Origin of the sequence: Nocardia vinacea, assembly GCF_035920345.1 — a bacterium.
GTDB classification, from domain to species: Bacteria; Actinomycetota; Actinomycetes; order Mycobacteriales; family Mycobacteriaceae; genus Nocardia; species Nocardia vinacea_A.
In genome coordinates this window covers 8,430,549-8,455,625 of record NZ_CP109149.1, presented here as the reverse complement: position 1 = coordinate 8,455,625, position 25,077 = coordinate 8,430,549, and the positions used below count along the sequence as shown (strand labels likewise).

Here is a 25,077-nt window from a genome sequence, read left to right as displayed (position 1 = left end):
CTGCCCCGACCTGCCGCAGGACACGCCGGGTTCACGTATGGAAGGTGTGCGAAGCAGGCCGAGGATCCGATCGGGCGGTGATCGGTGTCGGTCCGAAGCAGTAGGCTCGTCGCGTGCCCGAACTGCCGCCCGTCCCCGAGCTTTTGGCTACCGCTGTGCGCGCACTCGGCGGGAAGGAGCGCGTCGGGCAGGTGACGATGGCGGCGGCGGTGGATCACGCCATCGATACCAAGGAACACCTCGCGGTGCAGGCGGGCACCGGTACCGGAAAGTCGCTGGCGTATCTGGTGCCGAGCCTGCGTCACGCGGTGCGCACCGGCCGGACCGTGGTGGTGTCGACGGCGACGATCGCGCTGCAGCGTCAACTTGTCGACCGGGATCTGCCGCGACTGGCCGAGGCGCTGAGCAAGCCGCTCGGCCGGGCGGCGAAATTCGCGATCCTCAAGGGGCGCAATAACTATCTGTGCCTGAACAAGATCAATAGCGTGATCCCGGACGAGCCCGCGGAGGCCGAGCTCTTCGACGCATTCGCCATCTCGCGGTTGGGCCGGGAGGTACAGCGGCTCAACGAATGGGCCTCGAATACCGAAACCGGCGACCGGGACGAGCTCGCTCCCGGTGTCACCGACCGGGCCTGGCGGCAGGTCAGCGTGTCGTCGCGGGAATGCCTCGGCAAGTCGCGCTGCCCGTTCGGCCAGGACTGCTTCGCCGAATTGGCCAGGGCGGAATCGGCGCAGGCCGATGTGGTGGTGACCAATCACGCCCTGCTCGCCATCGATGCGATCAGCGGCATCCAAGTGCTGCCCGAACACGATGTGGTCGTGATCGATGAGGCGCACGAATTGGTCGATCGGGTCACCGGCGTCGCCACCGCCGAACTGGCCGCATCGGCGATCAGCGCCGCGGCTCGGCGCTGCGCCAAACTCATCGACCAGCAGGAAGTCGACCGGCTCGAGGAGGCCTCCGAGGCCTGGCACACGGTGCTCGACGAACTGCCCGCCGCCCGCTGGGACGCACTGCCCGACGGCATCGCGCCGGTGCTCGCACTGGTCCGCGATGCCGCCTGGAATGCCCGCACCGCGCTCGCGCCACAGGGCGGTACCACCGCACAGGGCGATCCGGAGAGCGCCGCCGCCCGCACCCAGGCGCTGGCCGCCATCGATGAGGTGCACGACAGCGCGGTGCGCGCCTTGACCGCCTTCGACGAAGCCGATCCGGCCAAGCGTCACGATGTCATCTGGCTCTCCGCCGACGAGATCCGCGGCGTCACCCGGCGCTCGCTGCGGATGGCGCCGCTGTCGGTGGGCGGGCTACTGCGCAGCAGACTTTTCGGCACCGCCACTGTCGTGCTGACGTCGGCCACCCTGCAGATCGGCGGCTCTTTCGACGGACTCGCCATCACCTGGGGTCTCCCTGCACAATCGGCCAACCGCAGCGATACCGCAACCGCCAACGGCGCGCAGGCGCCCTCGGACACGGAGACTGTGCGCTGGAGTTCGCTCGACGTCGGCTCGCCGTTCGACCATGCCAAATCCGGCATTCTGTATGTCGCGAAACATCTGCCCGCGCCCGGCCGAGACGGTCTGGCACCGGTCTACCTCGACGAAATCGAGCGGCTGATCGGCGCTGCGGGCGGGCGCACGCTCGGGCTGTTCTCCTCGATGCGCGCCGCTCGCGCGGCGACCGACGCGCTGCGCGAGCGGCTGAATACGCCCGTTTTGTGTCAAGGGGACGACGCAACCGGCGCGCTGGTGCGCAAGTTCGCCGACGACCCCGAGACGTCCCTTTTCGGCACTCTGTCGCTGTGGCAGGGCGTCGATGTGCCGGGTCCGTCGCTGAGTCTGGTGATCCTGGATCGGATCCCGTTCCCGCGGCCCGACGATCCGCTGCTGACCGCGCGACAGCGGGCCGTCGAGTCGCGCGGCGGCAATGGCTTCATGACCATCGCGGCCAATCATGCCGCGCTGCTGCTGGCCCAGGGCACCGGCAGGCTCTTGCGCAGCGTCGATGACCGGGGTGTCGTGGCGATCCTCGATTCCCGTTTGGCGACCGCGCGGTATGGCGGTTATCTGCGTGCCTCGCTGCCGCCGTATTGGGAGACCTCGGATCCCGAAGTCGTCACCAAAGCACTGCGTCGACTCACCGCCGCCAGCGCCTGAGCTGGTGCAGCTGTGAGACCACTCACAAAGCATTCCAATATTTCCAGACAGAAGTAAGTTGAGAATCGGTACTTCGGTGGAACCCCAATTCCCACACCGGAGCTATCGGCGAGTCCCCGCGCCAAGCCCTGCACGCGGCGCGGGGACACCACAATCCCTGTCACGGCCGGTCCACCCATGAGACCGTTTCCCAATGACGCACCAGCCAGATATCGACACCCTCGGCGAATTCTTGATCAGCGCAAGATCTTTGGCCGAATACCGTGCGATCTTCGCACTCACCGAAACCGACCTCAACGGACGCATACTCGACTGTCCAGGCGGCGCAGCAAGTTTCACCGCGGAGGTGAGTGAACTCGGGGCCACGGTCATCGCGGCGGATCCGATCTACGCCCTACCCGCGGAGCACCTGCGCACCCTCGCCGTCTCCGAAACCGATCGCGGAAACATTTGGGCAACAGCACATCTGGACCGCTACCGGTGGGACTTCTACGGCGATCCGCAACAGCACCGAGCGATACGCCTGGCCGCGGCGGCCCGCTTCGGCGCCGATCTCACCGCGCATCGCGATCGGTACGTCGCGGCGCTGCTGCCGTCGCTTCCCTTCCCTGACAGCAGTTTCGATCTGGTCCTGAGCTCACATCTGCTCTTCACCTACGCCGACCGCCTCGATCCGGATTTCCATCTGGCGTCCCTGCTCGAACTCTCCCGAGTATCCGGAGGCGAGACTCGCCTCTATCCACTGGTCGACCACACCGGCGCATGCCAAGACGATCTGGTCGCACATCTGCGAAAAGAACTGCACGACAAGGGAATCCGCTCGTCGCTCCGGGAGACCGTCTACGAGTTCCACCACGGGGCGACCACGGTTCTGATCCTGCACTCGAACCGCGACGAAACGTGAAAACGATTGTCACCCAGATGAAGTCGCGGCGCGGCGACCATCCTCGGTCACCGCGCCGCAATCTGTTACGAGATCAGAGCGTCCACTTGAGAATCAACGTGACGACAGCCGCGATCACGGCCACCGCGATTGCCGCCACGCCCCAGACAATGCCCTGGCGCTGCCACGGACGGCCGTGGTCGAGGGAAAACTTGCCAGGACCGGTGAATGCGACGACAGCGCCGACGGCGGCGAACAGCAAGGGCATTTCGTAGCCCTTACCGGTCAGCAGGCCGCCACCCCAGGTGGCATTGATCGCATTGATCATGGTGCCGAGCACGATGGCCGAGGCCAGCGGCGTCAGCAGGCCGAGCAGCAGCAGGATGCCGCCGGTGAATTCGCTGAGTCCGGCGAGGGCGCCGAACAGTTTTCCGGGGTTGTAGCCCATGGAATCGAAGGAGGCGGCGTTGCCGCTCCAACCCGGGCCGCTGAACCAGCCGAACAATTTCTGAGCGCCGTGCGCCGCGAGCAGGCCGCCGAAGACGACGCGCAGCACCAGGAGGCCGATATCGGCGGCGGAGTTGTCGAGAGTCGCGCCACTCGGGTGGGTGGAGCGATCGAGTGTGCCGTTGGAAGTCATGCTGGTCCTCATCCGTGCATCGGTTATGAACAATGGCTCTTTAGCCTCGGCAATGAAACGGACTGCGGTCCGATTATCGCACAGGGCAGCACAACCGCGCGATAGGCGAGGCTTATTCCGCGAGGAAGAAGAAATATCCGAGGAACATCACCATCAGCGCCCACATCGCCGGATGCACCTCTTTGACGCGCCCCTTCGCGACCATGACGATCGGATAGAACAGCATGCCCATCGCCAGTCCATTGGCGATCGAATAGGTCAGCGGCATCATTACGACGGTGATGAAGGCCGGGATCGAGTACTCCAGCCGATTCCAATCGATCTCGCCGAGCGCGCGGGCCATCAGCACGCCGACCACGATCAGCGCAGGTGCGGTGATGGCCGCCGAACCGGCGACCACCGCGAAGATCGGATAGCAGAACATGGCGATCAGGAACCAGCCCGCCGTGGTCACAGCGGTCATACCGGTCCGGCCGCCCGCCGAAACACCCGCCGTCGATTCGACATAGGCCGTGGTGGTCGAGGTGCCGATGACCGCGCCCGCCATCGTGCCGACCGAGTCCGCGGCCAGTGCACTGGCCGCGCGCGGCAGTTTGCCGTCCTTGTCGAGCAGTCCGGCCTGGTTGGCAACTCCGATCAGGGTGCCGGAGCAATCGAAGAAGTCGACGAAGAGCATGGTGAGAACGACGACGGCCATCTGCCCGGTAAACGCATCGGGCAGGTGGATGATGGCCTGACCGAAGGTGTGCTCGAGGCCCTTCGGCATCGCGACGACACCGTTGGGCAGATCGACCAAACCGCTGATGACGCCCACAGTGGCCGTGAGCACGATGCCGTAGAGCACCGCGCCATGCCAACCGATGACCAGGAACACCACCGTCATCACTAGGCCGAAGAGCGCGAGGAGTGTGGTGCCGTTGGTGAAGTCGCCGAGGGTGACGAGCGTGGCGTCGCTATTGACCACGATGCCCGCGTTCTTCAGACCGAGGAATGCCACGAACATGCCGATGCCCGCGCCGACGGCCAGCTTCATCTGCATCGGAATCGCATTGAGGATGCGTTCGCGCACCTTGGTGATCGCGAGTACGAAGAAGATCACCCCGGACAGGAAGGTCCCCGACAGCGCCACCTGCCACGGGATTCCCATTCCGAGCACCACCGAGTAGGCGAAGAAGGCATTGAGGCCCATGCCCGGTGCGAGTGCGATCGGATATCTGGCCCACACCCCCATGACCAGCGTGCCGAAGACCGCGGCGACGGCCGTCGCGGTGAAGACCGCCTGCATGGGAATGCCCTTGGCACCGAGCGCGCCCTCGTCGCCGAGCACCGACGGATTCACGGCGAGCACATAGGACATGGCGAGGAAGGTGATGGTTCCGGCCATCAGCTCACGCTTCATGGTCGAACCGTTCGAACCGATGCCGAAGTACGCGTCGAGGCGTCCTCGGGTTCGCGTCAGAACGTCGGTGACCATGAGCTCTCCAGTCGAAAAACGAGTACAAGGGTGCCAGGGCACGGTAACCGACAATTCACTGCACTCGAGAACCCGGCCCATCAGCAGGTATAGGTTTTCGTGAGCAGCGTCACGGTAGCCATCTCAGACAGATTGATCTACCGACTTCACCATGAAGGTCGAGCAGCTTTTCGACCGCACCGGCGGCACGATCTCCACCCGCAGCTACGTCGCGGAGAGCAAGCTCGGCGACACCCTGGTCAGCCGCGAGGAAGGTAATTTCGAAGGCACCGCGCACCTGCAGTTCGGCGGCAAGGTCGAACCCTTCCCCAGCCCCCTGACCTCACTGCTCGGCGGCGCCACCACCTTCCGCGGCCTGGATTTCACCAAGGGCGCCAAGGCCACCATCAACCTCTGGCTCGCCTATTCGATCCACTGGCCCGTGGAGGTCAAAGTCGAAAAACGCACCACCATCGACGTCCCCGCAGGCAAATTCGACGCCTGGCAGGTCAAGGCCAAACCCAGCTTCGCCCACATCAACGGCCTACTCGACAAGGTGATCCACGGCTTCCTCCCCGCCTTCACCCTCCACTTCGACGCCGCAGCGCCCCATCGAATGCTCCGCTTCAGCTTCCCGACCGGACCGTTGCCCTGGGACCCGAAGGGCCTGGTCCAACTGAGCTCCGAGTAGGTCCCGGATTCGACATCAGCCGTTCGGGGCGAATACCAAGCCCAGTTCGGCATCGCTGGCGAGTAGCTCGTTGTGTGGCAGGACCCGAACCGTGTAACCGACGGCGCCGGACAGGGGGACCGGGGTTTCGACGGTGAAAAGGTCTACACCGGACTCCGATCCGGTGTGGGGCATCGGGAAGGTGGTCGTGTCGGAGAGGTCGTCGGTCGGTGAGACTCGGCCGAGTACCGCCTGCACCGTGACGTCGGCGGGGGTGAGGCCGCCCAGGTCGATGCGGGCGGAGAGCGAGAGTTCGGCGCCGATGATCGGGGTGTCGGGCAGGCCCGCGCTGTCGACCTGGATGATCTTGACCGAGGGCCAGGCGCCCTCGACCCGACGGCGGTACTCCGAAACCGCTCGGGCACCGGCGAATTCGTCGGCGCTCGCGCGTTTACCGGCCGATGCGGCGGGGGCGTAGTACTCGACGGCGTAGTCGCGAACCATGCGGGAGGCCAGCACCTTCGGGCCGAGCGTTTGCAGGGTGTGACGCACCATCTCGACCCAGCGCACCGGCATATCGAAGCCGTCGCGGTCGTAGAAGCGCGGTGCGACGGTGCGTTCGAACAGGTCGTAGAGTGCGGCGGCCTCGAGGTCGTCGCGGCGGTGCTCATCGGAGACGCCGTCGGCGGTCGGTATGGCCCAACCGTTTTCGCCGTCGTACATCTCATCCCACCAGCCGTCGCGGATGGAGAGGTTGAGCCCGCCGTTGAGCGCGGACTTCATACCGGAGGTGCCGCAAGCCTCCAGCGGACGCAGCGGATTGTTCAGCCAGACATCGCAACCCCAGTACAGGTAGCGGGCCATGGAAATGTCGTAATCGGGCAGGAAGACGATGCGATGACGCACCTCCGGATCGTCGGCGAACCGAACGACCTGCTGAATCAGCGCCTTGCCGCCATCGTCGGCGGGATGACTCTTACCCGCGACGACCAGTTGCATCGGCCGATCGGGATTAAGCAGCAGCGCACGCAAGCGCTGCGGATCGCGCAGCATCAGGGTCAGCCGCTTGTAGGTCGGCACCCGGCGCGCGAAACCGACGGTCAACACATTCGGATCGAAAACGCTATCGACCCATCCCAATTCAGCCGAAGCGGCACCGCGCTCCAACCAGGACGCGCGAACCCGTCGGCGCACCTCCGCAACGAGGGTGGCGCGCAAGGCATTCCGGGTCGACCACAATTCACCCAGGTCGAAATCGCGCAGCTTCTCCCAGCCACGCGCCTCCTCGACCAGCTCGGGACCGATGTGTTCGCGTGCCTTGTCGAACCATTCGCGTGCGGCCCAGGTCGGAGCGTGCACACCATTGGTGACCGAACCGATCGGCACCTCGGTCGCGTCGAAGCCGGGCCACAGCGGCGCGAACATGGCGCGGCTCACCTCGCCGTGCAATTCGGAAACACCATTGGCGCGCTGGGCGAGTCGCAGGCCCATATGCGCCATATTGAATACCGACGGATCGGCTTCGCGACCGAGCGCGACGATCCGGTCGACGGAAAGCCCTGGCAGCATGGCGGATTCGGATTCCCCATGGCCACCGCCGAAATACCTGCGCACCAACGGCATCGGGAACCGGTCGATACCGGCGGGCACCGGCGTGTGCGTGGTGAACACGGTAGCGGCCCGCACGGCAGTCAGCGCGGTATCGAAATCCAGTCCGGCCGATACGAATTCACGGATCCGCTCGACGCCGAGGAATCCGGCGTGCCCCTCGTTCATATGGAACACATCGGGATCCGGCACACCCGCGGCGCGCGTATAGGCGCGCACCGCACGCACGCCACCGATCCCCGCCAGGATCTCCTGCTTGATCCGATGGTCCTGATCACCGCCGTAGAGCCGGTCGGTGACCGCGCGCAGTTCCGGATCGTTCTCGGCGATATCGGAATCCAGCAGCAGCAATGGCACCCGCCCGACCTGCGCGATCCACACTCGCGCCCGCAGCACCCGCTGATCGGGCATGGCCACATGGATCAACACCGGCGAACCTTCGGTGGTCAGCAGCCGCAACGGCAGGCCCTGCGGATCCAGCGCCGGATAGTGCTCGGACTGCCAACCATCCGCGGTCAGCGACTGCCGGAAATAGCCGGAGCGGTAGAGCAATCCGACACCGATCAGCGGCAGTCCCAGATCCGATGCGGACTTCAGATGATCACCGGCGAGAATCCCGAGGCCGCCCGAATAGTTCGGCAGGACTTCGGTGACGCCGAACTCCATCGAGAAATAGGCGATGCCGCGCGCCGGCTCATCCGTCTGCCGCTGGAACCAGCCCGGCCGCGTCAGATAGTCGCGCAGATCCGCGGCGGCGGCATCCACTCGCCCGACATAGTCCGCATCGGCGGCGAGCTCGTCCAGCCGCGCCGCGGGCACCTCGCCCAGCATCCGCACCGGATCGTGACCGAGCTCGCGCCACAGCTCGGGATCGAGCTCCGCGAACAAATCCTGGGTAGCCCAATGCCACGACCAGCGCAGATTCGTGGAAAGTTCGCCCAGGGCCGCCAAACGCTCGGGCAAATGGGCACGGACGGTGAAACGACGGAGTGCCTTCACCTGCCGAACCCTACCGAATGCCGCGACCCCTGGTGGCTCCAGCGGGCCCAGGTCACTGGACCGGATGTACCAACCGACGCGATCGCGGCTGCGAGTCGGCAAGCACGCCTACCCGCGCCCAGCGCAACGCGCCCCTCGCGACGAGGCGTTCGTGCCTGGGTAAACCGCGGCGGCCGAAAGATCGTTGCGATCGATCCGCTCGCGACACCGCCGGCTGCCATCCCCGAATGACCGAGTTGCTGCCAGCCGGCCGCACCCCCGGTTCGGCCTTTCGCGCCTCGCTGATCTCGATCGCGGCGAATCCGAAGGCGGCCATCTTCGGACTGACGATCCTGCCGCAGTTCCTGCCGTCGAACGGTCCGGTGCTGCCGACCGTGCTGATCCTGGCAGGCATTCAACTCGTCATCGATACCGCCTGGTGCATCGGCATCGTGCTGGCGGCGGACCGCGCCGGTACCTGGCTGCGGCGAACCGGAATCCGCCAGCGGGTGGAACGCGCACTCGGCGCGATCTTGGTCGCCCTCGGTCTCGGTCTGGCGGCCGACGCACGCTGATCCGGTCCAACCGACTCGCACCCGGTAGGTTGGTCGACGTGACCGGCCGCATCGCCATCGATGACACCGCCCCTGCGATACCCGGCGGCCGCTCGGCCAAGGCCGTGGTCGGCGAGGTCTTTCCGGTGCGCACCGTGGTCTGGCGCGAGGGGCACGACGCCGTCTCCGCCACGCTCGCGGTGCGCGGCCCCGGCTCATCGCGGATCACCCGCATTCGCATGACGCCGGACTACGAGCCGGATGTCTTCAACGCCACCTTCGTACCCAACCTGCCCGGCGCGTGGACCTACCGCATCGAGGGCTGGAGTGATCCGATCGCCACCTGGCGGGCAGCGGTAGAGGCGAAGCTGGCCGTCGGGCAGAGCGCCGCCGACCTCGCCAACGACCTCGAGCTCGGCGCTCGGCTGTTCGAACGGGCCGCGCAGGCGGTGCCGAAGAAGCAGTTCGAGCGCTTGCGCGCTGCCGCGACGGCATTGCGCGCCGACGAACAGCTGCCCGCCCGGGTCGCCCCCGCCTTCAGTGCGGAGGTCGCGGAGATCCTGCGCGATACGCCATTGCGGGACATGGTCACTCGCGGCCCGCAGCACACCGTGCTGGCGGAACGACAACGCGCACTGTACGGCTCGTGGTACGAATTCTTCCCGCGATCGACCGGCGGCCGTGATGCCGCGGGCAACCCGATCCACGGCAATTTCGCCACCGCCGCAAAGGAATTGCCGCGCATAGCGGGCATGGGCTTCGATGTCGTCTATCTACCTCCGATCCACCCGGTCGGTGAGATCAACCGCAAGGGCCGCAATAACGCGCTCGCCGCCGAACCCGGTGACGTCGGCTCTCCGTGGGCGATCGGGTCGAAGGAGGGCGGCCACGACGCGATCCATCCCGACCTCGGCAGCACCGCCGACTTCACCGAATTCGTCACCACCGCAACCGGACTCGGCCTCGAAGTCGCGCTCGACCTGGCGCTGCAATGCGCACCGGATCATCCGTGGGTCGCCGCGCACCCGGAGTGGTTCACCACTCTCCCGGATGGCACCATCGCCTACGCCGAGAATCCGCCGAAGAAGTACCAGGACATCTACCCGGTCAACTTCGACAACGATCCGGACGGACTGTACGCGGAGGTGCTGCGTGTAGTCCGGCATTGGATCAGCTTGGGCGTCAAGATCTTCCGCGTCGATAACCCGCACACCAAGCCCGCCGATTTCTGGGAATGGCTGATCGCGACCGTACGACGCACCGATCCCGATGTGATCTTCCTGTCCGAGGCATTCACCCGACCGGCCCGGCTCTATGGTCTGGCCCGCCGCGGATTCAGCCAGTCCTACACGTATTTCACTTGGCGCGTCGCCAAATGGGAGCTGACCGAATTCGGCAACGAACTGGCTGCCAAGGCCGACGAGGCCAGACCGAACCTGTTCGTCAACACCCCCGACATCCTGCACGAAAGTCTGCAGCAGGGTGGGCCCGGCATGTTCGCTATCCGCGCGGTGCTGGCCGCGACCATGGCTCCGACCTGGGGTGTCTACTCCGGATTCGAACTCTTCGAGCATCAGGCGGTACGTCCGGGCAGTGAGGAATACCTGGATTCGGAGAAGTACGAGCTGCGCCCGCGCCCATTCGCCGAGGCGCTCGCGCGCGGAGAATCATTGGAGCCCTGGATCACTCGTCTCAACGAGATCCGCCGCGCGCATCCTGCACTGCAGCAGTTGCGCTGCATCCACTTCCATCACGTCGACAACGACGCGCTGCTCGCCTATTCGAAGGTCGATCCGGCCAGCGGTGACGCCGTGCTGGTCGTGGTGAATCTGAACCCCTATGGGGCCGAATGGGGCATGATCTCGCTCGATCTGCCCGCCATCGGCCGCGAATGGCACGACCATCCGGTGGTGTTCGACGAGGTCAGCGGCGAGGAATACCACTGGGCGCAGACCAATTACGTGCGGCTGGATCCGGCCCGAGCGGTCGCCCACATTCTCACGCTGCCCGCGGTATCGCAGCAGGCGCGCGCGGAACTGGCCTTCCGGAGGACATTTCGATGAAGCGTCGCGATCTGATGTTGCTCGCGGCGGGCACCCATACCGATCCGCATACCGTGCTCGGCGCGCACCCGCATCCAGACGGCACGATCGTACGCGTGCTGCGCCCCCATGCCGACGCGGTGTTCGCCCGGGTCGGCGGCGTCGATCATCCGCTGAAGTCGTTGGGGCACAGCATTTTCGCCGGTGTCATACCGCATCCGGACCTGATGGATTACCGCATCGTCACCGACTACCAGGGCGGACAGACGATCATCAGCGCAGACGGCTACCGCTTCCTGCCCACCGTCGGCGAGCTGGACCTGCACCTCATCGGCGAGGGTCGCCACGAACACCTGTGGGATGTGCTCGGCGCGCACCCGCGTCACTACACCACCCTCGACGGCGAGGTGGATGGCACCTCGTTCGCGGTCTGGGCACCGAATGCCCGGGGTGTCACCGTGATCGGGGATTTCGACGGGTGGAGCGGGAACACCGCGCCGATGCGTTCGCTCGGATCTTCCGGGGTATGGGAGGTCTTCGTACCGGGGGTCGGCGTCGGCACCAAGTACAAGTTCCGGGTGCACGGCGCGGACGGACGCACCGTGGATCACGCCGATCCGCTGGCGTTTGCGACGGAGCTGCCGCCCGCTACGGCATCCGTGGTCACCGAAAGCAATTACGTGTGGTCCGACGGTGACTGGGTTTCGACCCGCGAACGCACCGACCCCACTCGCGCCCCGATGAGCGTCTACGAAGTGCACCTGGGCTCCTGGCGTCCCGGCCTGGGCTACCGCGAATTAGCGGATCAGCTCGCCGATTACGTGCGCGCGGCCGGATTCACCCATATCGAACTGCTGCCGATCGCCGAGTACCCGTTCGGCGGCTCCTGGGGCTACCAGGTCACGTCGTATTACGCACCCACCGCCCGCTTCGGCTCCCCCGACGATTTCCGGGCCTTCGTCGACCGCATGCACGCCGCAGGCATCGGTGTACTGCTCGACTGGGTGCCCGCGCACTTCCCTCGCGACGAATGGGCGCTCGCGCGCTTCGACGGCACCGCGCTGTATGAGCACGCCGACCCACGCCGCGGCGAGCAACTCGACTGGGGCACCTACATTTTCGACTTCGGCCGCAATGAGGTGCGCAACTTCCTGGTCGCCAATGCGCGGTACTGGATCGAGGAATTCCATATCGACGGACTGCGCGTCGACGCGGTCGCCTCCATGCTGTACCTGGATTACTCACGCGCCGAAGGCGAATGGGAACCCAATGTGCACGGCGGCCGGGAGAACCTGGAGGCCGTCGACTTCCTGCAGGACCTCAACGAAACCGTGCATCGTCACCATCCCGGCGTCGTCACCATCGCCGAGGAATCCACCACTTGGCCCGGTGTCACCCGCGGCGCCGATGTCGGCGGCCTCGGCTTCACCATGAAGTGGAATATGGGCTGGATGCACGACACCCTGGGCTATTTGGGGCGCGATCCGATCCACCGCTCCTGGCACCACAACGAGATCACCTTCTCGCTGGTGTACGCGTGGAGCGAGAACTATGTGCTGCCCATCAGCCACGACGAGGTCGTGCACGGCAAGGGCACCCTCTGGACCAGAATGCCCGGCGACGATTTCGCCAAGGCGGCGGGCGTGCGCGCACTCCTGGCCTACATGTGGTCGCATCCCGGTAAGCAATTGCTGTTCATGGGCCAGGACTTCGGCCAGTTCCGGGAATGGTCACACGACCACGGCCTGGACTGGCACGAACTGGAAAACCCACTGCACCAGGGCATTACGGCCGCCGTCCGGGATCTGAACGCGGTCTACCGCGCCCATCCCGCGCTGTGGAGTCAGGACACCAGCCCCGGTGGCTACTCCTGGGTCCAGGCCGACGATCGCGAAAACAATGTGATCGCCTTCCTGCGTTACGGCTCCGATGGTTCGGTGATCGCCTGTGTTTTCAATTTCTCCGGCTCGGTGCACGGCGAATACCGCGTCGGCCTGCCGAGCGCAGGCACCTGGCGCGAAATCCTCAATACCGACGCCGCCGAATACGGCGGCTCCGGCATCGGAAACCTGGGCGGTGTCAAGGCAACCGATGAGCCGTGGCACGGTCGACCGGCTTCGGCCACCGTGGCGCTCGCGCCGAATACCGCGATCTGGCTCGCTCCAGAGTCATAAGCCACCACGCGAGCCGATCAAGCAGGCCGCGCCGCAGCGCACAGCCCGGCTTCGACCATCGTGGCGCTGGCCCCAAACACCCGCGATCCGGCTCGCTCCAGAGTCATAAGCCACCACGCGAGCCGATCAAGCAGGCCGCGCCGCAGCGCACAGCCCGGCTTCGACCATCGTGGCGCTGGCCCCAAACACCCGCGATCCGGCTCACGCCAGAGTCATAAGCCACCCCACGCAGGTGGGTCGAACAAGAGCCACTACGTAGCGCTCAGCCCGGCTTCAGCCCCCAATGGCGCCGGTCCCGGATACCGCGATCTGGCTCGCCAAAACATAAGCCACCACATGGGTAGGTCGAGCAGGCCGCCCTGCGGTGAGTCGAGCAGGCCGAGCCTCGGCGCGCTGAGCCCGGCTTCGGCTGCCGCGGCGCTGGCCCCGAACCACCGCGATCCAGCCCGCACCAGAGTCATAGGCCACCACACGGGTGGGTCGAGCCGCAGGCCACCCGCAGCGCTCAACTGCGCCAGTCCCACAGCGCTCGGCGCTGAGCTGCGCCAGTGCGTTGCCAACGACCACCCTGGCAATCGACCACACCGCCGCGATCTGTGGATCGGGCCCAGCGATCGCATCGGCGCAGGCTATCCGCCGATGCCATGCGCGCCGCGGCAGCCGGGTCAGTACAGCGCGGCCGCCAGCTTGCGGCGGGCAGCAATCACGAAAGGCTCTGCCGGGTCGAACAATTCGAAGAGCTCGAGCAGCCGGGTGCGCGCCTTGGTGCGATCATCGCCGGCCGTCTTCTTGATCACGGCGATCAACCGGTCGAACGAGGCCTCCGGCTGCTGGCTCATCATCTCGACATCGGCGGCATCCAGGGCCGCGTCGACATTGGCTGGATCGGCATCGGCAGTGGCGATCGCGGAGTCCGAAATGGCCTGGGCACGGGACAGGAAGCGCACCTGACGAAGTGCGTTCTTTGCCTCCTCATTGCCCGGCTCCGCGGCGATGATGGCCTCATAGGCTGCTTCGGCACCGGCCATGTCGCCGTGCTCGAGCGCGGCCTCTGCGGCGGTGAAACGCGGGTCCTCTACGGCCTGGGGCTGCTGCTCACTGCCCTCGAGCTGCCCGCCGACCGCCTCGACGACCGCGCTCAACCACTGCCGGACCTGCGGCTCCGGCTGGGCGCCCTCGAAATCCGCGAGCGGGCGGCCACCGGCCACCGCGATCACGGTCGGAATGCCCTTCACACCGAACGCCTGCGCGATCCGCATATTGGCCTCGGCCTCGACCGTCGCCAGATCCCACGCGCCCGCGCTCTCCTGAACGAGCCGCTCCAGCGTCTGGACCAGCTCGACGCTGCCCGGGCTGCGCTGCGAATACAGCGCGACGACCACCGGCACCTGGGTGGACCGGCGCAGCACCTTCGTTTCGAAATCCGCCTCGGAGACGGCGTAGTCGCCGCCGCCTCCCGCACCCGACGCACCGGCCGGGGGCTGCTTCAGGCTGGACAGATCCACCGCACCGGACATGGCGGCGGCGACGGCTGGCGAAGGGCGGCGGGCGGCAGGTCGAGTCACGGCTTCCAGTTTGTCACGGCGTGACCGACGCCGGGGCTCCGGAGTCGACGGAAGTCACGTCGCTCAGCTCACCGAGCTTGCCCGCACGCACCGCCCACACCTCGAAGAGGACCGTGAAAAACGGCGGAATGCTCGACAGCAGCGCGAGGATCGTCGTCTTGGTGTTCCACGCCAGCTCACGAGCCGCGAGGATCGCGGTGATGACGAACAGGACGAAGATGATGCCGTGCGTCATCCCGAACACCTTGACCGGCCACAGCACCGGTTCGGGGAGGCGCTTGAACACCATGCCGACGATCAGGAAAACCCAGGAGATCGCCTCCAGCACGGCGATGAAGCGGAACCGCTTGGCCACGGTGCTCAAGTCGAAGAAATTGCCCATGGCCACCATTGTGCCGGACTGCTACGACGGGTCGTAGTTGAACCGGTCACACCTGAACTCCGCCGACCCGCGTATCCGGGTCGGCGGAGCCGAGAATTACACCTTGATGATCAGCGCGTCACCCTGACCGCCGCCACCGCACAGCGCGGCAGCGCCGATACCGCCACCGCGCCGCTTCAGCTCCAGCGCCAGATGCAGCAGGATGCGCGCACCGGACATGCCGAGGGGGTGACCGACGGCGATCGCGCCACCGTTGACGTTCACCTTCTCCGGATCGATGCCCAGCTTGCGGGTGGACGCGATGCCGACCGCCGCGAACGCCTCGTTGATCTCGACAAGATCCAGCTCGGCGGGCGAAATGCCTTCGCGCGCACAGGCCTTGGCGATCGCATTGGCGGGCTGATCCTGCAGCGTCGAATCCGGACCGGCCACCACGCCTGCGGCGCCGATCTCGGCGATCCAGCTCAGGCCCAGCGACTGCGCCTTCTCCTTGCTCATCACGACCACCGCGGCCGCGCCGTCGGAGATCTGCGAGGCGGTGCCCGCGGTGATGCTGCCGTCCTTGCGGAAGGCCGGGCGCAGCTTGGCCAGCGATTCGACGGTGGTGTCCGCGCGAATGCCCTCGTCGGTGCTCACCACGATCGGATCGCCCTTGCGCTGCGGCACCGAGACCGGGACCACCTCGTCATCGAAGATGCCGTTCTTCCACGCCGCCGCCGCACGCTGATGCGAGGCCGCCGCGAACGCGTCCTGATCCTCCCGGCTGACCGGCTCGGCGTCGTTGCGCTGTTCGGTCAGCGCACCCATCGGCTGGTCGGTGAAGATGTCGTGCAGACCGTCGTAGGCCATGCTGTCGCGCAGCGTCACATCGCCGTATTTGTAACCCTCCCTGCTCTTTTCGAGCAGATGCGGGGCCTGGCTCATGGATTCCTGACCGCCCGCGACGACGATCTCGTACTCGCCGGCGCGGATCAGCTGATCCGCGAGCGCGATCGCGTTGATACCGGACAGGCACACCTTGTTCACCGTCAGCGCGGGCACATCCATCGCAATGCCCGCGGCCACCGCCGCCTGCCGGGCCGGGATCTGCCCCGCACCCGCGGTGAGCACCTGGCCCATGATCACGTAGTCGACCTGCTCCGGCGCGACGCCGCCCTTTTCCAGCGCCGCCTTGATAGCGAAACCACCCAGGTCGGAACCGGTGAAGTCCTTCAGACCCCCGAGCAGCCGACCGACCGGGGTACGCGCACCGGAGACGATCACGGTTGTGGTCACGACGAGCCTCGCATTCATTGATCGAACAGCGTCGCGCACCGAGAACTCGCGACGTCAACCTCTGTACTCAACGGTAGCTTGTCCGACTCGAACGCCCCCTAACCAGGTACGCGGTGCCCTCGCCTACGCTCGGCCAAGCGCAAGGGACTAATGACGGCCTCCGGCCGACTGTGACAGATAAGGCGCTACGTTCGAAGGGTGAGCAACGTTATCGACCCGTCGAACTTCATCCCCGGCGACTACGTCATCGCCGTCGACCACGTGGGCATCGCGGTACCCGACCTGGATGCCGCAATTGCCTGGTATGCCGACAATCTCGGCATGATCGAGACCCATCGGGAGGTGAACGAGGCCCAAGGTGTGCACGAGGCGATGCTGTCTTTGCCCGGCGCACCGGACGGCGCGACTGCCCTGCAGTTGCTGGCGCCGCTCAACGCGGACTCCACCATCGCCAAGTTCATCGATCGCAGCGGACCGGGCCTACAGCAACTCGCCTATCGCGTTACCGATATCGAGGCCGTCTCCGTGTATCTTCGTGATCGAGGTCTGCGTTTGCTGTACGACGCCCCACGTCACGGAACCGCGGATTCTCGCATCAACTTCATTCACCCGAAGGATGCTGGCGGTGTGCTGATCGAGTTGGTCGAGCCCAACTCGAATGTTACGCACTAGTATCAAGATCGGGCCTGAAAAACTCGTCGCGATCACATTCGCGGTCGAGTCACCATGAGGTGCAACTAGGCTGTAGTTTGTGTGCCATGTCGTCACCTGAGTCCGATCGCAATCGCTTCGTTGCACTGCCCTTCACCGTTGTGCGCAAGGGTTATGCGCAAGACGAGGTACGCAACTACTTCGACCGTTTCGATGCCGAGTTAAGGGTCACCGCCACAGATCGGGATGCCGCTGCGGCGCAAGCCCGTAACCTCGCCAGCCAGCTGGAGGACGCGCGGGACGAGATCGACGAGCTCCGTAAGGAAGTCGATCGCCTTTCGGTTCCGCCGACCACTGCGGAAGGCATGTCCGACCGCATCTCTCGGATGCTGCGCCTGGCTTCCGACGAGGCGTCCGAGGTCCGCGCGCTCGCGCAGGCCGAGGCGGCGGAAATGGTGTCGATCGCCGAGCAGCAGGCCACCGAAATGCGTGGTAAGTACGAATCGCTGCTCGCCGAGACCAAGGAGAAGCGCGAGGCGCTCGAAATCGAATTCGAGCAGACCCTGGCGAATGCGCGTACCGAGTCCGCCAAGATCATCGAGGCCGCTCAGGCCGAGGCCGATCGCCTCGGCAAGGAAGCCGATGCCAAGCGCAAGGCGACCCAGCAGGACTTCGAGGCCACCATGGCGGAGCGTCGCACCAAGCTCACCCGCGCCATGGAGGAGCTCGAGGCCACCAGCCGCGCCGAGGCCGCTCAGCGGATCAAGGACGCGACCGACGAGTCCAACCGCCTCATCACCTCCGCCACGCAGACCTCCGAGCGCAAGATCGCGCACGCCAAGGAACTCGCCGAGGAGATGCGCGTGCTGCGCGGCCGGGTGCTCGCCCAGCTGCTCGGCATCCGCGGCCAGCTCGACTCGGTGCCCGCCATGCTCGCGGCCGTCAACCGGGAAAGCGAACTGCTGGACGGGGTTCCGGATCAGCGCAAGTCCATCGGCGGTGGCACCAAGTCGGTCACCGGCGGTTCGCGCACCAAGGCCATCCCCGAGGTCTCGGCCGAGGAAGACGACATCGACGCCGACGAGCGCGAGAACGCCGAAATCACCAACTGACGACCGCGGGCTGAGCGGCGACAAACGCAACACCCCAACCGAATTCACACCAAGGCCGCCCCGCAACCGGGGCGGCCTTCCTAATGTCCTGAGCAGCCGGTCAGCGGCCCTGCACGGGGCATACACCGCCACAACAACATTCCCGCGTACCGAGACGCTTGGAATATTCGGCCCGCCCCCGCACAGCTATCCAGAGGTCCTCAGCCCCAAGGAAACCCACAGAATCCCGCATATGTCTGGGCGACTGGATACCGACAACCGGATTCGCCGTCCGGGCCTCCGATTCGGACCCACAGTAATGATTGCCTTGCAGGGCACACCGAGACCTGCCCTGCCCGGAAATACTGAGCCCCAAGAGAATCCGGAGGCTCGCCCGCTACCGGCGGGCGAATTCAGGACCAGCGGCGGGTAATTCGCCGGGTGCGGCGGCCGTTCCAGCAGCCGCGATGCCAATGCCTGCGGTCGTCCTCGCCGTCGTCGACCGCCCACGCGACGATATGCGCGACACCGGGCGGGATTTCATGATCGCAGCCCGGGCAGCGATAGGTTTTGAACGCCCGACTGCCCGGGATAGTCCGCACGACATACAGCTCGTCGCTATCCGGCCCGGCCTCCCGCCGACCGAAGACGTCGCCGATCGGCGGGGCGCCCTCCTGCGAGCGGCCCACCTGGCGTTCCGTCCGCGGCTTCCGTCGAGGCATGCCATAAGCCTAAATCGAGGCCCACTGCCCCCAGCAGTCGCAGTCCGCCCTTCCCACGCCGTACACGTTCGGCCCGGCGAATCCATGCTTGCGGGACATCGGCACGATTGAGCTGGTCCCCGAAGCGGTCATCGCCGCCAGGTCGTAGCTGAAGTTCGGGGTCGTTGACGGTGGTGTAGCCGTTGCCCGGCAGGTCGACCGCATAGACCGTGTGGTGTTCGGCAAGTGCGGGAATCATGTCGCGGTACGTGTGCAGCGACACGGTTCCGCCGGGCAACAGCACGACGGGGGACCCTTCTCCGGTCGTGTTGTAGTGGAACCGAGCGACGGGGGTGTCGATGTACCGCGAGATCAACGCGAACGAGGCGGTGGGTTCGGCGTGCGCGACCGCGGTAGCCGCGGTGGGTGCGAACAGTGCCGTGATCGCCGCGAGTACCCGATAGAACCGGCGGTGGACGTCCGACACCATTTGAGGCTCCCGTTCTCGGGATGCACTCGGTCCCAGCTCACCACCTAGGACGGCCGAGCGGAGGATTCCGTGACGCGAAGACCAGGGTGATCTCGATCACGCCGCAACAGCGCACGGGCCTGGTCACGATCACAGACAGCTGAGCCGACCGACGACGATGCGGTCTGTCGGCCTGTTCGGCGAAAGCCCTTCTTCCCCCTAGAAGAGGCGGAATTCATTGCTCTCGGTGCCGCGTAGGGCGTCGTAATCGAGGGTCAGGCAACGGATACCGCGGTCCTCGGCGAGGGTGCGGGCTTGGGGCTTGATCTGTTGGGCGGCGAAGACGCCGGCCACTGGGGCGAGGAGTGGGTCTCGGTTCAGGAGTTCGAGGTAGCGGGTGAGCTGTTCGACGCCGTCGATTTCGCCGCGACGCTTGATCTCGACGGCCACGGTGGCGCCGTCGGCATTGCGGCAGAGCAGGTCCACGGGGCCGATGGCGGTCATGTACTCGCGGCGGATCAGCGTGTAGCCGGGGCCGAGGGTCTGCACATGTTCGGCGAGGAGCTCCTGAAGATGGGCCTCCACACCGTCTTTCACCAGACCGGGGTCCACACCCAACTCGTGCGAGGAGTCGTGCTCGACGTCCTCGATGGTGATGCGCAGTTCCTCACCCGCCTTGTTGGTAACCACCCAGAAGGCCTTCGCGCCCTCGGGCACCGCATCACCGTCGCGCTCCTCCAACCAGCACGGCGGGCTCATCCAGTTCAGCGGCTTATACGAGCCGCCATCAGAATGTACGAGGACCGACCCGTCCGCTTTGATCAGCAGCAATCGGCGGGCCATCGCGAGATGGGCGGTGAGTCGCCCTACGTAGTCGACCTGACAGCGAGCAATCACTAGGCGCACCCAAGCACTCTAGGTGAGCGCCCGGTCCCGCCCGTCGTCACCCCTGCCGCGTCGGCTGTCAGCCCATGAGCAGGATTGCCGCGAGGAACGCGCTCACGGCGAGCAGACCGGATTCGACCCGGGTAAGTCGGCGGGTCGACGCCGCTTTTGCGCGCAACATGCCGAAGCCGACCGCGGTTCCGATGCCGAAAGCCAGCAGGTGACCGACGTTGGTGAAGGTTTGTTCGATCAGTACGCCCTCGGCGGCGACGAGGAACCACACAGTGGCCCAAGCGATTCGCCAGCGATGTGGAATGGCGACCACGATCGCCCCGACCAATGCCATGGCGCCGTAGCTGACGCCGACGTCCTGCGCCCAGCGAATGCTCGCGGGCAACCAATCTACCTCGATCGCGATCCACAGGCCGACGGCGACAAGGACCGTGGCACCGATATGTCCGGCCAGGAATACGCGCACCATATGGACCGCACCGAAGCGCAGCTCGGCAAGGGCCAGCAGACAACCGAGCAACGGAATCAGTACCCAGGCGGCACTGACATCGCCGATCACCAGGGCGCTCGAAAGCACGGTGCCCACCCGGCCATCCAGCAGATTGTGCAGATTCGTGCTCGCATGCAGCACCACCCGCGCCTGCGCCGACTCACTCAGCGCCGAGAAGACCGCGGTAACAGCGACAAGAGCCGCCAGATATCCGAACGTCGCCGGGAGCCTCAGCTGCCACCAGCGAGTGCGGAGCGGCCTGAGGGGATCGACCGGCGCGCGGTCGGCGGTTGTCGTCGCTGCGACCATCAACACCTCCATGCGCATCGACCGCTCCTATCGAGCATGCCGACGCCGACTACTACTTTCCGTCATTCTCCATCATGAACGCCGGAGCGCCGCATAGGGTGACTGTTCCCTGTGAGATTGCTCCGAAACCTCGCCGAGCTCGACAGGTAGCACGCTCTTTCGCTCTCACTTCAGCGGTACAGAGCAGTACGTAGCGCGCTCTGATTCGTCGACGAAGTTGGAGTACGAGACTCCAATGTAGTTTATCTGAGCGAGATAGCCATCGGGTGCCTCGGTGTCGCATACCACTCACCCACCACCGGCAACCTGATCTTGGCCACCGACGACTCGCCCTGTGCCTTGAAAAGACAAAGGCGATGCCGACGCTGATGGCAATCAGCACGCCCAGGACAGCAGCAATGATCGGGACCGCCGAACGTCGCGATCGAACGGTGTGCCTCTGTGAGCAGCACGCAAAAAGGCCCCCAACTGGTGTTGGGGGCCTTTCGCAAGGATGTTCCGGCGGTGTCCTACTCTCCCACACCCTGTCGAGTGCAGTACCATCGGCGCTGGTGGCCTTAGCTTCCGGGTTCGGAATGGGACCGGGCGTTTCCCCACCGCTATAGCCGCCGTAACTCTATGAAACTATCCACACAGAGAGCCAAACCCGATACCCACCCCCACATAAAGGGTTTCCTCGTGTTTGTCTTCTCGGTGATCTGTGTGTTGTTTCAGATACCGCACAGTGGACGCGTAGCTTCTTCGTTGGTAAGTCCTCGGCCGATTAGTACCAGTCACCTACACCCGTTACCGGGCTTCCAGTTCTGGCCTATCAACCCCATGGTCTGTGGGGGGCCTTAACCACTCGAAGGTGGTGAGAAACCTCATCTTGGAACAGGCTTCCCGCTTAGATGCTTTCAGCGGTTATCCCTTCCGAACGTAGCTAACCAGCAGTGCCCTTGGCAGGACAACTGGCACACCAGAGGTTCGTCCGTCCCGGTCCTCTCGTACTAGGGACAGCCTTCCTCAAGTTTCTGACGCGCGCGGCGGATAGAGACCGAACTGTCTCACGACGTTCTAAACCCAGCTCGCGTGCCGCTTTAATGGGCGAACAGCCCAACCCTTGGGACCTACTCCAGCCCCAGGATGCGACGAGCCGACATCGAGGTGCCAAACCATCCCGTCGATATGGACTCTTGGGGAAGATCAGCCTGTTATCCCCGGGGTACCTTTTATCCGTTGAGCGACACCGCTTCCACTTGCCGGTGCCGGATCACTAGTCCCGACTTTCGTCCCTGCTCGAGCTGTCACTCTCACAGTCAAGCTCCCTTGTGCACTTGCACTCGACACCTGATTGCCAACCAGGCTGAGGGAACCTTTGGGCGCCTCCGTTACATTTTAGGAGGCAACCGCCCCAGTTAAACTACCCACCAGGCACTGTCCCTGAACCAGATCATGGCCCGAGGTTAGAGGTCCAATACGATCAGAGTGGTATTTCAACGATGACTCCACAAACACTGGCGTGCCCGCTTCACAGTCTCCCACCTATCCTACACAAACCGTACCGAACACCAATACCAAGCTATAGTGAAGGTCCCGGGGTCTTTTCGTCCTGCCGCGCGTAACGAGCATCTTTACTCGTAATGCAATTTCGCCGAGTCTGTGGTTGAGACAGCAGAGAAGTCGTTACGCCATTCGTGCAGGTCGGAACTTACCCGACAAGGAATTTCGCTACCTTAGGATGGTTATAGTTACCACCGCCGTTTACCGGGGCTTAAATTCTCAGCTTCGCCATTACTGGCTAACCGGTCCTCTTAACCTTCCGGCACCGGGCAGGCGTCAGTCCGTATACATCGTCTTACGACTTCGCACGGACCTGTGTTTTTAGTAAACAGTCGCTTCTCTCTGGTCTCTGCGACCCAACCCAGCTCCGAGAGTAAATCTCATCACCAGACCGGGTCCCCCTTCTCCCGAAGTTACGGGGGCATTTTGCCGAGTTCCTTAACCACAGTTCTCTCGATCGCCTCAGTATTCTCTACCTGACCACCTGTGTCGGTTTGGGGTACGGGCCGTGTACCAACTCACTAGAGGCTTTTCTCGGCAGCATAGGATCACTGAATTCACCTCAATCGGCTACGCATCACCTCTCAGGCACATGAGACACGGATTTGCCTATGTCTCGCCCTACAGGCTTACACCAGTACAACCACTGACTGGCCCAGCTACCTTCCTGCGTCACCCCATCGCTTGACTACTACAGCAAGGGTCGTATGCAGCCACTTCCGGCTCCCCGAAGGGAGTCCATCCGCTTTTGGATACTTAGCACCACTGATTCACCATTGGGCGCGGATACACGGGTACGGGAATATCAACCCGTTGTCCATCGACTACGCCTGTCGGCCTCGCCTTAGGTCCCGACTCACCCTGGGCGGATTAACCTGGCCCAGGAACCCTTGGTCATTCGGCGGACGAGTTTCTCACTCGTCTTTCGCTACTCATGCCTGCATTCTCACTCCCACAGCCTCCACAACTAGCTCACGCTGCTGCTTCCATGGCTGTAGGACGCTCCCCTACCCATCCACACCACTGCACCACCCTCCGTAGAAGATGGCGGATGTATTGTGTGAATGCCGCGGCTTCGGCGGTGTACTTGAGCCCCGCTACATTGTCGGCGCAGAATCACTTGACCAGTGAGCTATTACGCACTCTTTCAAGGATGGCTGCTTCTAAGCCAACCTCCTGGTTGTCTTCGCGACTCCACATCCTTTTCCACTTAGTACACGCTTAGGGGCCTTAGCCGGCGATCTGGGCTGTTTCCCTCTCGACTACGAAGCTTATCCCCCGCAGTCTCACTGCCACGCTCTCACACACCGGCATTCGGAGTTTGGCTGATTTCGGTAAGCTTGTAGGCCCCCTAGACCATCCAGTAGCTCTACCTCCGGTGTGAAACACGTGACGCTGCACCTAAATGCATTTCGGGGAGAACCAGCTATCACGGAGTTTGATTGGCCTTTCACCCCTACCCACAGCTCATCCCCTCAGTTTTCAACCTAAGTGGGTTCGGGCCTCCACGACGTCTTACCGTCGCTTCACCCTGGCCATGGGTAGATCACTCCGCTTCGGGTCTAGAACACGCGACTCGAAACGCCCTATTCGGACTCGCTTTCGCTACGGCTACCCCACACGGGTTAACCTCGCCACATGCCACTAACTCGCAGGCTCATTCTTCAAAAGGCACGCCATCACCCACAGTGACAAAGTCACTCGCAGGCCCTGACGGATTGTAAGCGCACGGTTTCAGGTACTATTTCACTCCCCTCCCGGGGTACTTTTCACCTTTCCCTCACGGTACTAGTCCGCTATCGGTCACCAGGGAGTATTCAGGCTTACCGGGTGGTCCCGGCAGATTCACAGCAGATTTCACGGGCCCGCTGCTACTCGGGAAACATCCACAACAGCCGTTGAGTTTTCATTTACCGGACTATCACCGTCTATGGCAGGCCGTTCCAGACCACTTCAACTAACACAACGGTTTCTCACTGTCGCCCTGACCGGCAGATCAGGGAAGAATGCTCCCACTACCCCGTCCAGACAACCCCTGCCGGGTATCACATCTGAACGGTTTAGCCTCATCCGCTTTCGCTCGCCACTACTCACGGAATCACTATTGTTTTCTCTTCCTGTGGGTACTGAGATGTTTCACTTCCCCACGTTCCCTCCACACACCCTATATATTCAGATGCGGGTAACACGACATCACTCGTGCTGGGTTTCCCCATTCGGAAATCCTCGGATCTCAGCTCGGTTGACAGCTCCCCGAGGCTTATCGCAGCCTCCTACGTCCTTCATCGGCTCCTGGTGCCAAGGCATCCACCGTACGCTCTTAAACACTTACAAACAAAGATGCTCGCGTCCACTGTGCAGTTCTCAAACAACACACCCGAAAGAATCCAATTCCGACACCAGCACCCCAGCCCAAAAAACTGAGGTCGGTATGACCGGGAACCCGATCGGATCGTCTATTCGCCTAGAAAGAAACACTCGCGTGTTCTCTCAGGACCCAACAGTGTGCCGATATATCCACCGCGATTCCGGACCGAGCCGAAA

Annotated in this window: 18 protein-coding genes and 2 rRNA genes; 8 read left to right on the top strand and 12 right to left on the bottom strand. The window is 64.3% G+C overall.

The annotated features are described in order from the left end of the window. The first annotated feature begins 113 nt into the window (after window positions 1-113). Window positions 114-2,159: an ATP-dependent DNA helicase gene (locus OIE68_RS38325; RefSeq protein ID WP_327095779.1), complete on the top strand. Its 2,046-nt coding sequence runs from the start codon at window positions 114-116 to the stop codon at window positions 2,157-2,159. Between the two features lie 193 nt (window positions 2,160-2,352). Beyond that, a complete protein-coding gene (locus OIE68_RS38320) occupies window positions 2,353-3,063 on the top strand; it encodes a methyltransferase domain-containing protein (protein WP_327095778.1) in 711 nt (236 codons plus the stop codon). 73 nt (window positions 3,064-3,136) lie between these two features. On the opposite strand, the gene OIE68_RS38315 is transcribed toward OIE68_RS38320, so the two are convergent. After that, on the bottom strand, window positions 3,137-3,682 hold the full coding sequence (locus OIE68_RS38315) for a DoxX family protein (RefSeq protein ID WP_327095777.1): 546 nt from the start codon (window positions 3,680-3,682) through the stop codon (window positions 3,137-3,139). A 112-nt stretch (window positions 3,683-3,794) separates the two neighbouring features. Beyond that, a complete protein-coding gene (locus OIE68_RS38310; RefSeq protein ID WP_327095776.1) occupies window positions 3,795-5,156 on the bottom strand; it encodes an NCS2 family permease in 1,362 nt (453 codons plus the stop codon). 151 nt (window positions 5,157-5,307) lie between these two features. On the opposite strand from OIE68_RS38310, the gene OIE68_RS38305 reads away from it, so the two are divergent. After that, window positions 5,308-5,826 carry a hypothetical protein gene (locus tag OIE68_RS38305; protein WP_327095775.1) on the top strand — a complete coding sequence of 173 codons (519 nt, stop codon included), beginning with the start codon at window positions 5,308-5,310 and terminating at the stop codon, window positions 5,824-5,826. A gap of 15 nt (window positions 5,827-5,841) precedes the next feature. Here the strand turns inward: OIE68_RS38305 and glgP are convergent, their stop codons facing one another. Continuing rightward, window positions 5,842-8,412 (bottom strand): alpha-glucan family phosphorylase, encoded by a 2,571-nt coding sequence (gene glgP, locus OIE68_RS38300; RefSeq protein WP_327095774.1) that lies wholly within the window; start codon window positions 8,410-8,412, stop codon window positions 5,842-5,844. Window positions 8,413-8,639: 227 nt separating this feature from the next. Between glgP and OIE68_RS38295 the strand changes: the two genes are divergently transcribed. Genes OIE68_RS38295 through glgB form a run of 3 tightly spaced genes read left to right on the top strand, consistent with a single transcriptional unit; the run spans window position 8,640 to window position 13,161 of the window. Beyond that, entirely contained in the window at window positions 8,640-8,966 is a 327-nt protein-coding gene (locus OIE68_RS38295) for a LysE family translocator (RefSeq protein WP_327095773.1), read from the top strand. A 38-nt stretch (window positions 8,967-9,004) separates the two neighbouring features. Beyond that, entirely contained in the window at window positions 9,005-11,008 is a 2,004-nt protein-coding gene (locus OIE68_RS38290) for an alpha-1,4-glucan--maltose-1-phosphate maltosyltransferase (RefSeq protein ID WP_327095772.1), read from the top strand. Next, window positions 11,005-13,161 (top strand): 1,4-alpha-glucan branching protein GlgB, encoded by a 2,157-nt coding sequence (gene glgB, locus OIE68_RS38285; protein WP_327095771.1) that lies wholly within the window; start codon window positions 11,005-11,007, stop codon window positions 13,159-13,161. Before OIE68_RS38290 ends, glgB begins: the two co-directional genes overlap by 4 nt. Window positions 13,162-13,826: 665 nt before the next feature. On the opposite strand, the gene OIE68_RS38280 is transcribed toward glgB, so the two are convergent. From OIE68_RS38280 to OIE68_RS38270, 3 genes are all read right to left on the bottom strand, one after another. Continuing rightward, the gene (locus OIE68_RS38280) at window positions 13,827-14,678 is read right to left on the bottom strand and encodes a tetratricopeptide repeat protein (protein WP_327101972.1); all 852 of its coding nucleotides are present in this window, start codon (window positions 14,676-14,678) and stop codon (window positions 13,827-13,829) included. Window positions 14,679-14,739: 61 nt separating this feature from the next. Next, window positions 14,740-15,117, bottom strand: coding sequence for a DUF3817 domain-containing protein (locus OIE68_RS38275; RefSeq protein ID WP_327095770.1), 378 nt, complete (start codon window positions 15,115-15,117; stop codon window positions 14,740-14,742). Window positions 15,118-15,204: 87 nt separating this feature from the next. Continuing rightward, a complete protein-coding gene (locus OIE68_RS38270) occupies window positions 15,205-16,383 on the bottom strand; it encodes an acetyl-CoA C-acetyltransferase (RefSeq protein WP_327095769.1) in 1,179 nt (392 codons plus the stop codon). A gap of 198 nt (window positions 16,384-16,581) precedes the next feature. On the opposite strand from OIE68_RS38270, the gene mce reads away from it, so the two are divergent. Together mce and OIE68_RS38260 are read left to right on the top strand one after the other, a co-directional pair. Then, window positions 16,582-17,055, top strand: a complete 474-nt coding sequence (gene mce / locus OIE68_RS38265; RefSeq protein ID WP_327095768.1) for a methylmalonyl-CoA epimerase — start codon at window positions 16,582-16,584, stop codon at window positions 17,053-17,055. Window positions 17,056-17,141: 86 nt separating this feature from the next. Continuing rightward, window positions 17,142-18,146, top strand: a complete 1,005-nt coding sequence (locus OIE68_RS38260; RefSeq protein ID WP_040687167.1) for a hypothetical protein — start codon at window positions 17,142-17,144, stop codon at window positions 18,144-18,146. A 392-nt stretch (window positions 18,147-18,538) separates the two neighbouring features. Here OIE68_RS38260 and OIE68_RS38255 read toward each other — a convergent pair whose 3' ends face one another. The 6 genes from OIE68_RS38255 to OIE68_RS38230 form a co-directional block, all read right to left on the bottom strand. Next, on the bottom strand, window positions 18,539-18,847 hold the full coding sequence (locus OIE68_RS38255; RefSeq protein ID WP_327095767.1) for an ATP/GTP-binding protein: 309 nt from the start codon (window positions 18,845-18,847) through the stop codon (window positions 18,539-18,541). Continuing rightward, the gene (locus OIE68_RS38250; RefSeq protein ID WP_327095766.1) at window positions 18,744-19,316 is read right to left on the bottom strand and encodes an alpha/beta fold hydrolase; all 573 of its coding nucleotides are present in this window, start codon (window positions 19,314-19,316) and stop codon (window positions 18,744-18,746) included. Before OIE68_RS38250 ends, OIE68_RS38255 begins: the two co-directional genes overlap by 104 nt. A 198-nt stretch (window positions 19,317-19,514) precedes the next feature. Beyond that, window positions 19,515-20,201: an endonuclease NucS gene (gene nucS, locus OIE68_RS38245; protein WP_327095765.1), complete on the bottom strand. Its 687-nt coding sequence runs from the start codon at window positions 20,199-20,201 to the stop codon at window positions 19,515-19,517. Between the two features lie 58 nt (window positions 20,202-20,259). After that, window positions 20,260-21,009: a rhomboid-like protein gene (locus OIE68_RS38240; protein ID WP_327095764.1), complete on the bottom strand. Its 750-nt coding sequence runs from the start codon at window positions 21,007-21,009 to the stop codon at window positions 20,260-20,262. Between the two features lie 478 nt (window positions 21,010-21,487). Next, window positions 21,488-21,604 (bottom strand): 5S ribosomal RNA (rrf, locus tag OIE68_RS38235). Window positions 21,605-21,734: 130 nt separating this feature from the next. Then, window positions 21,735-24,867 (bottom strand): 23S ribosomal RNA (locus OIE68_RS38230). Window positions 24,868-25,077: the final 210 nt, after the last annotated feature.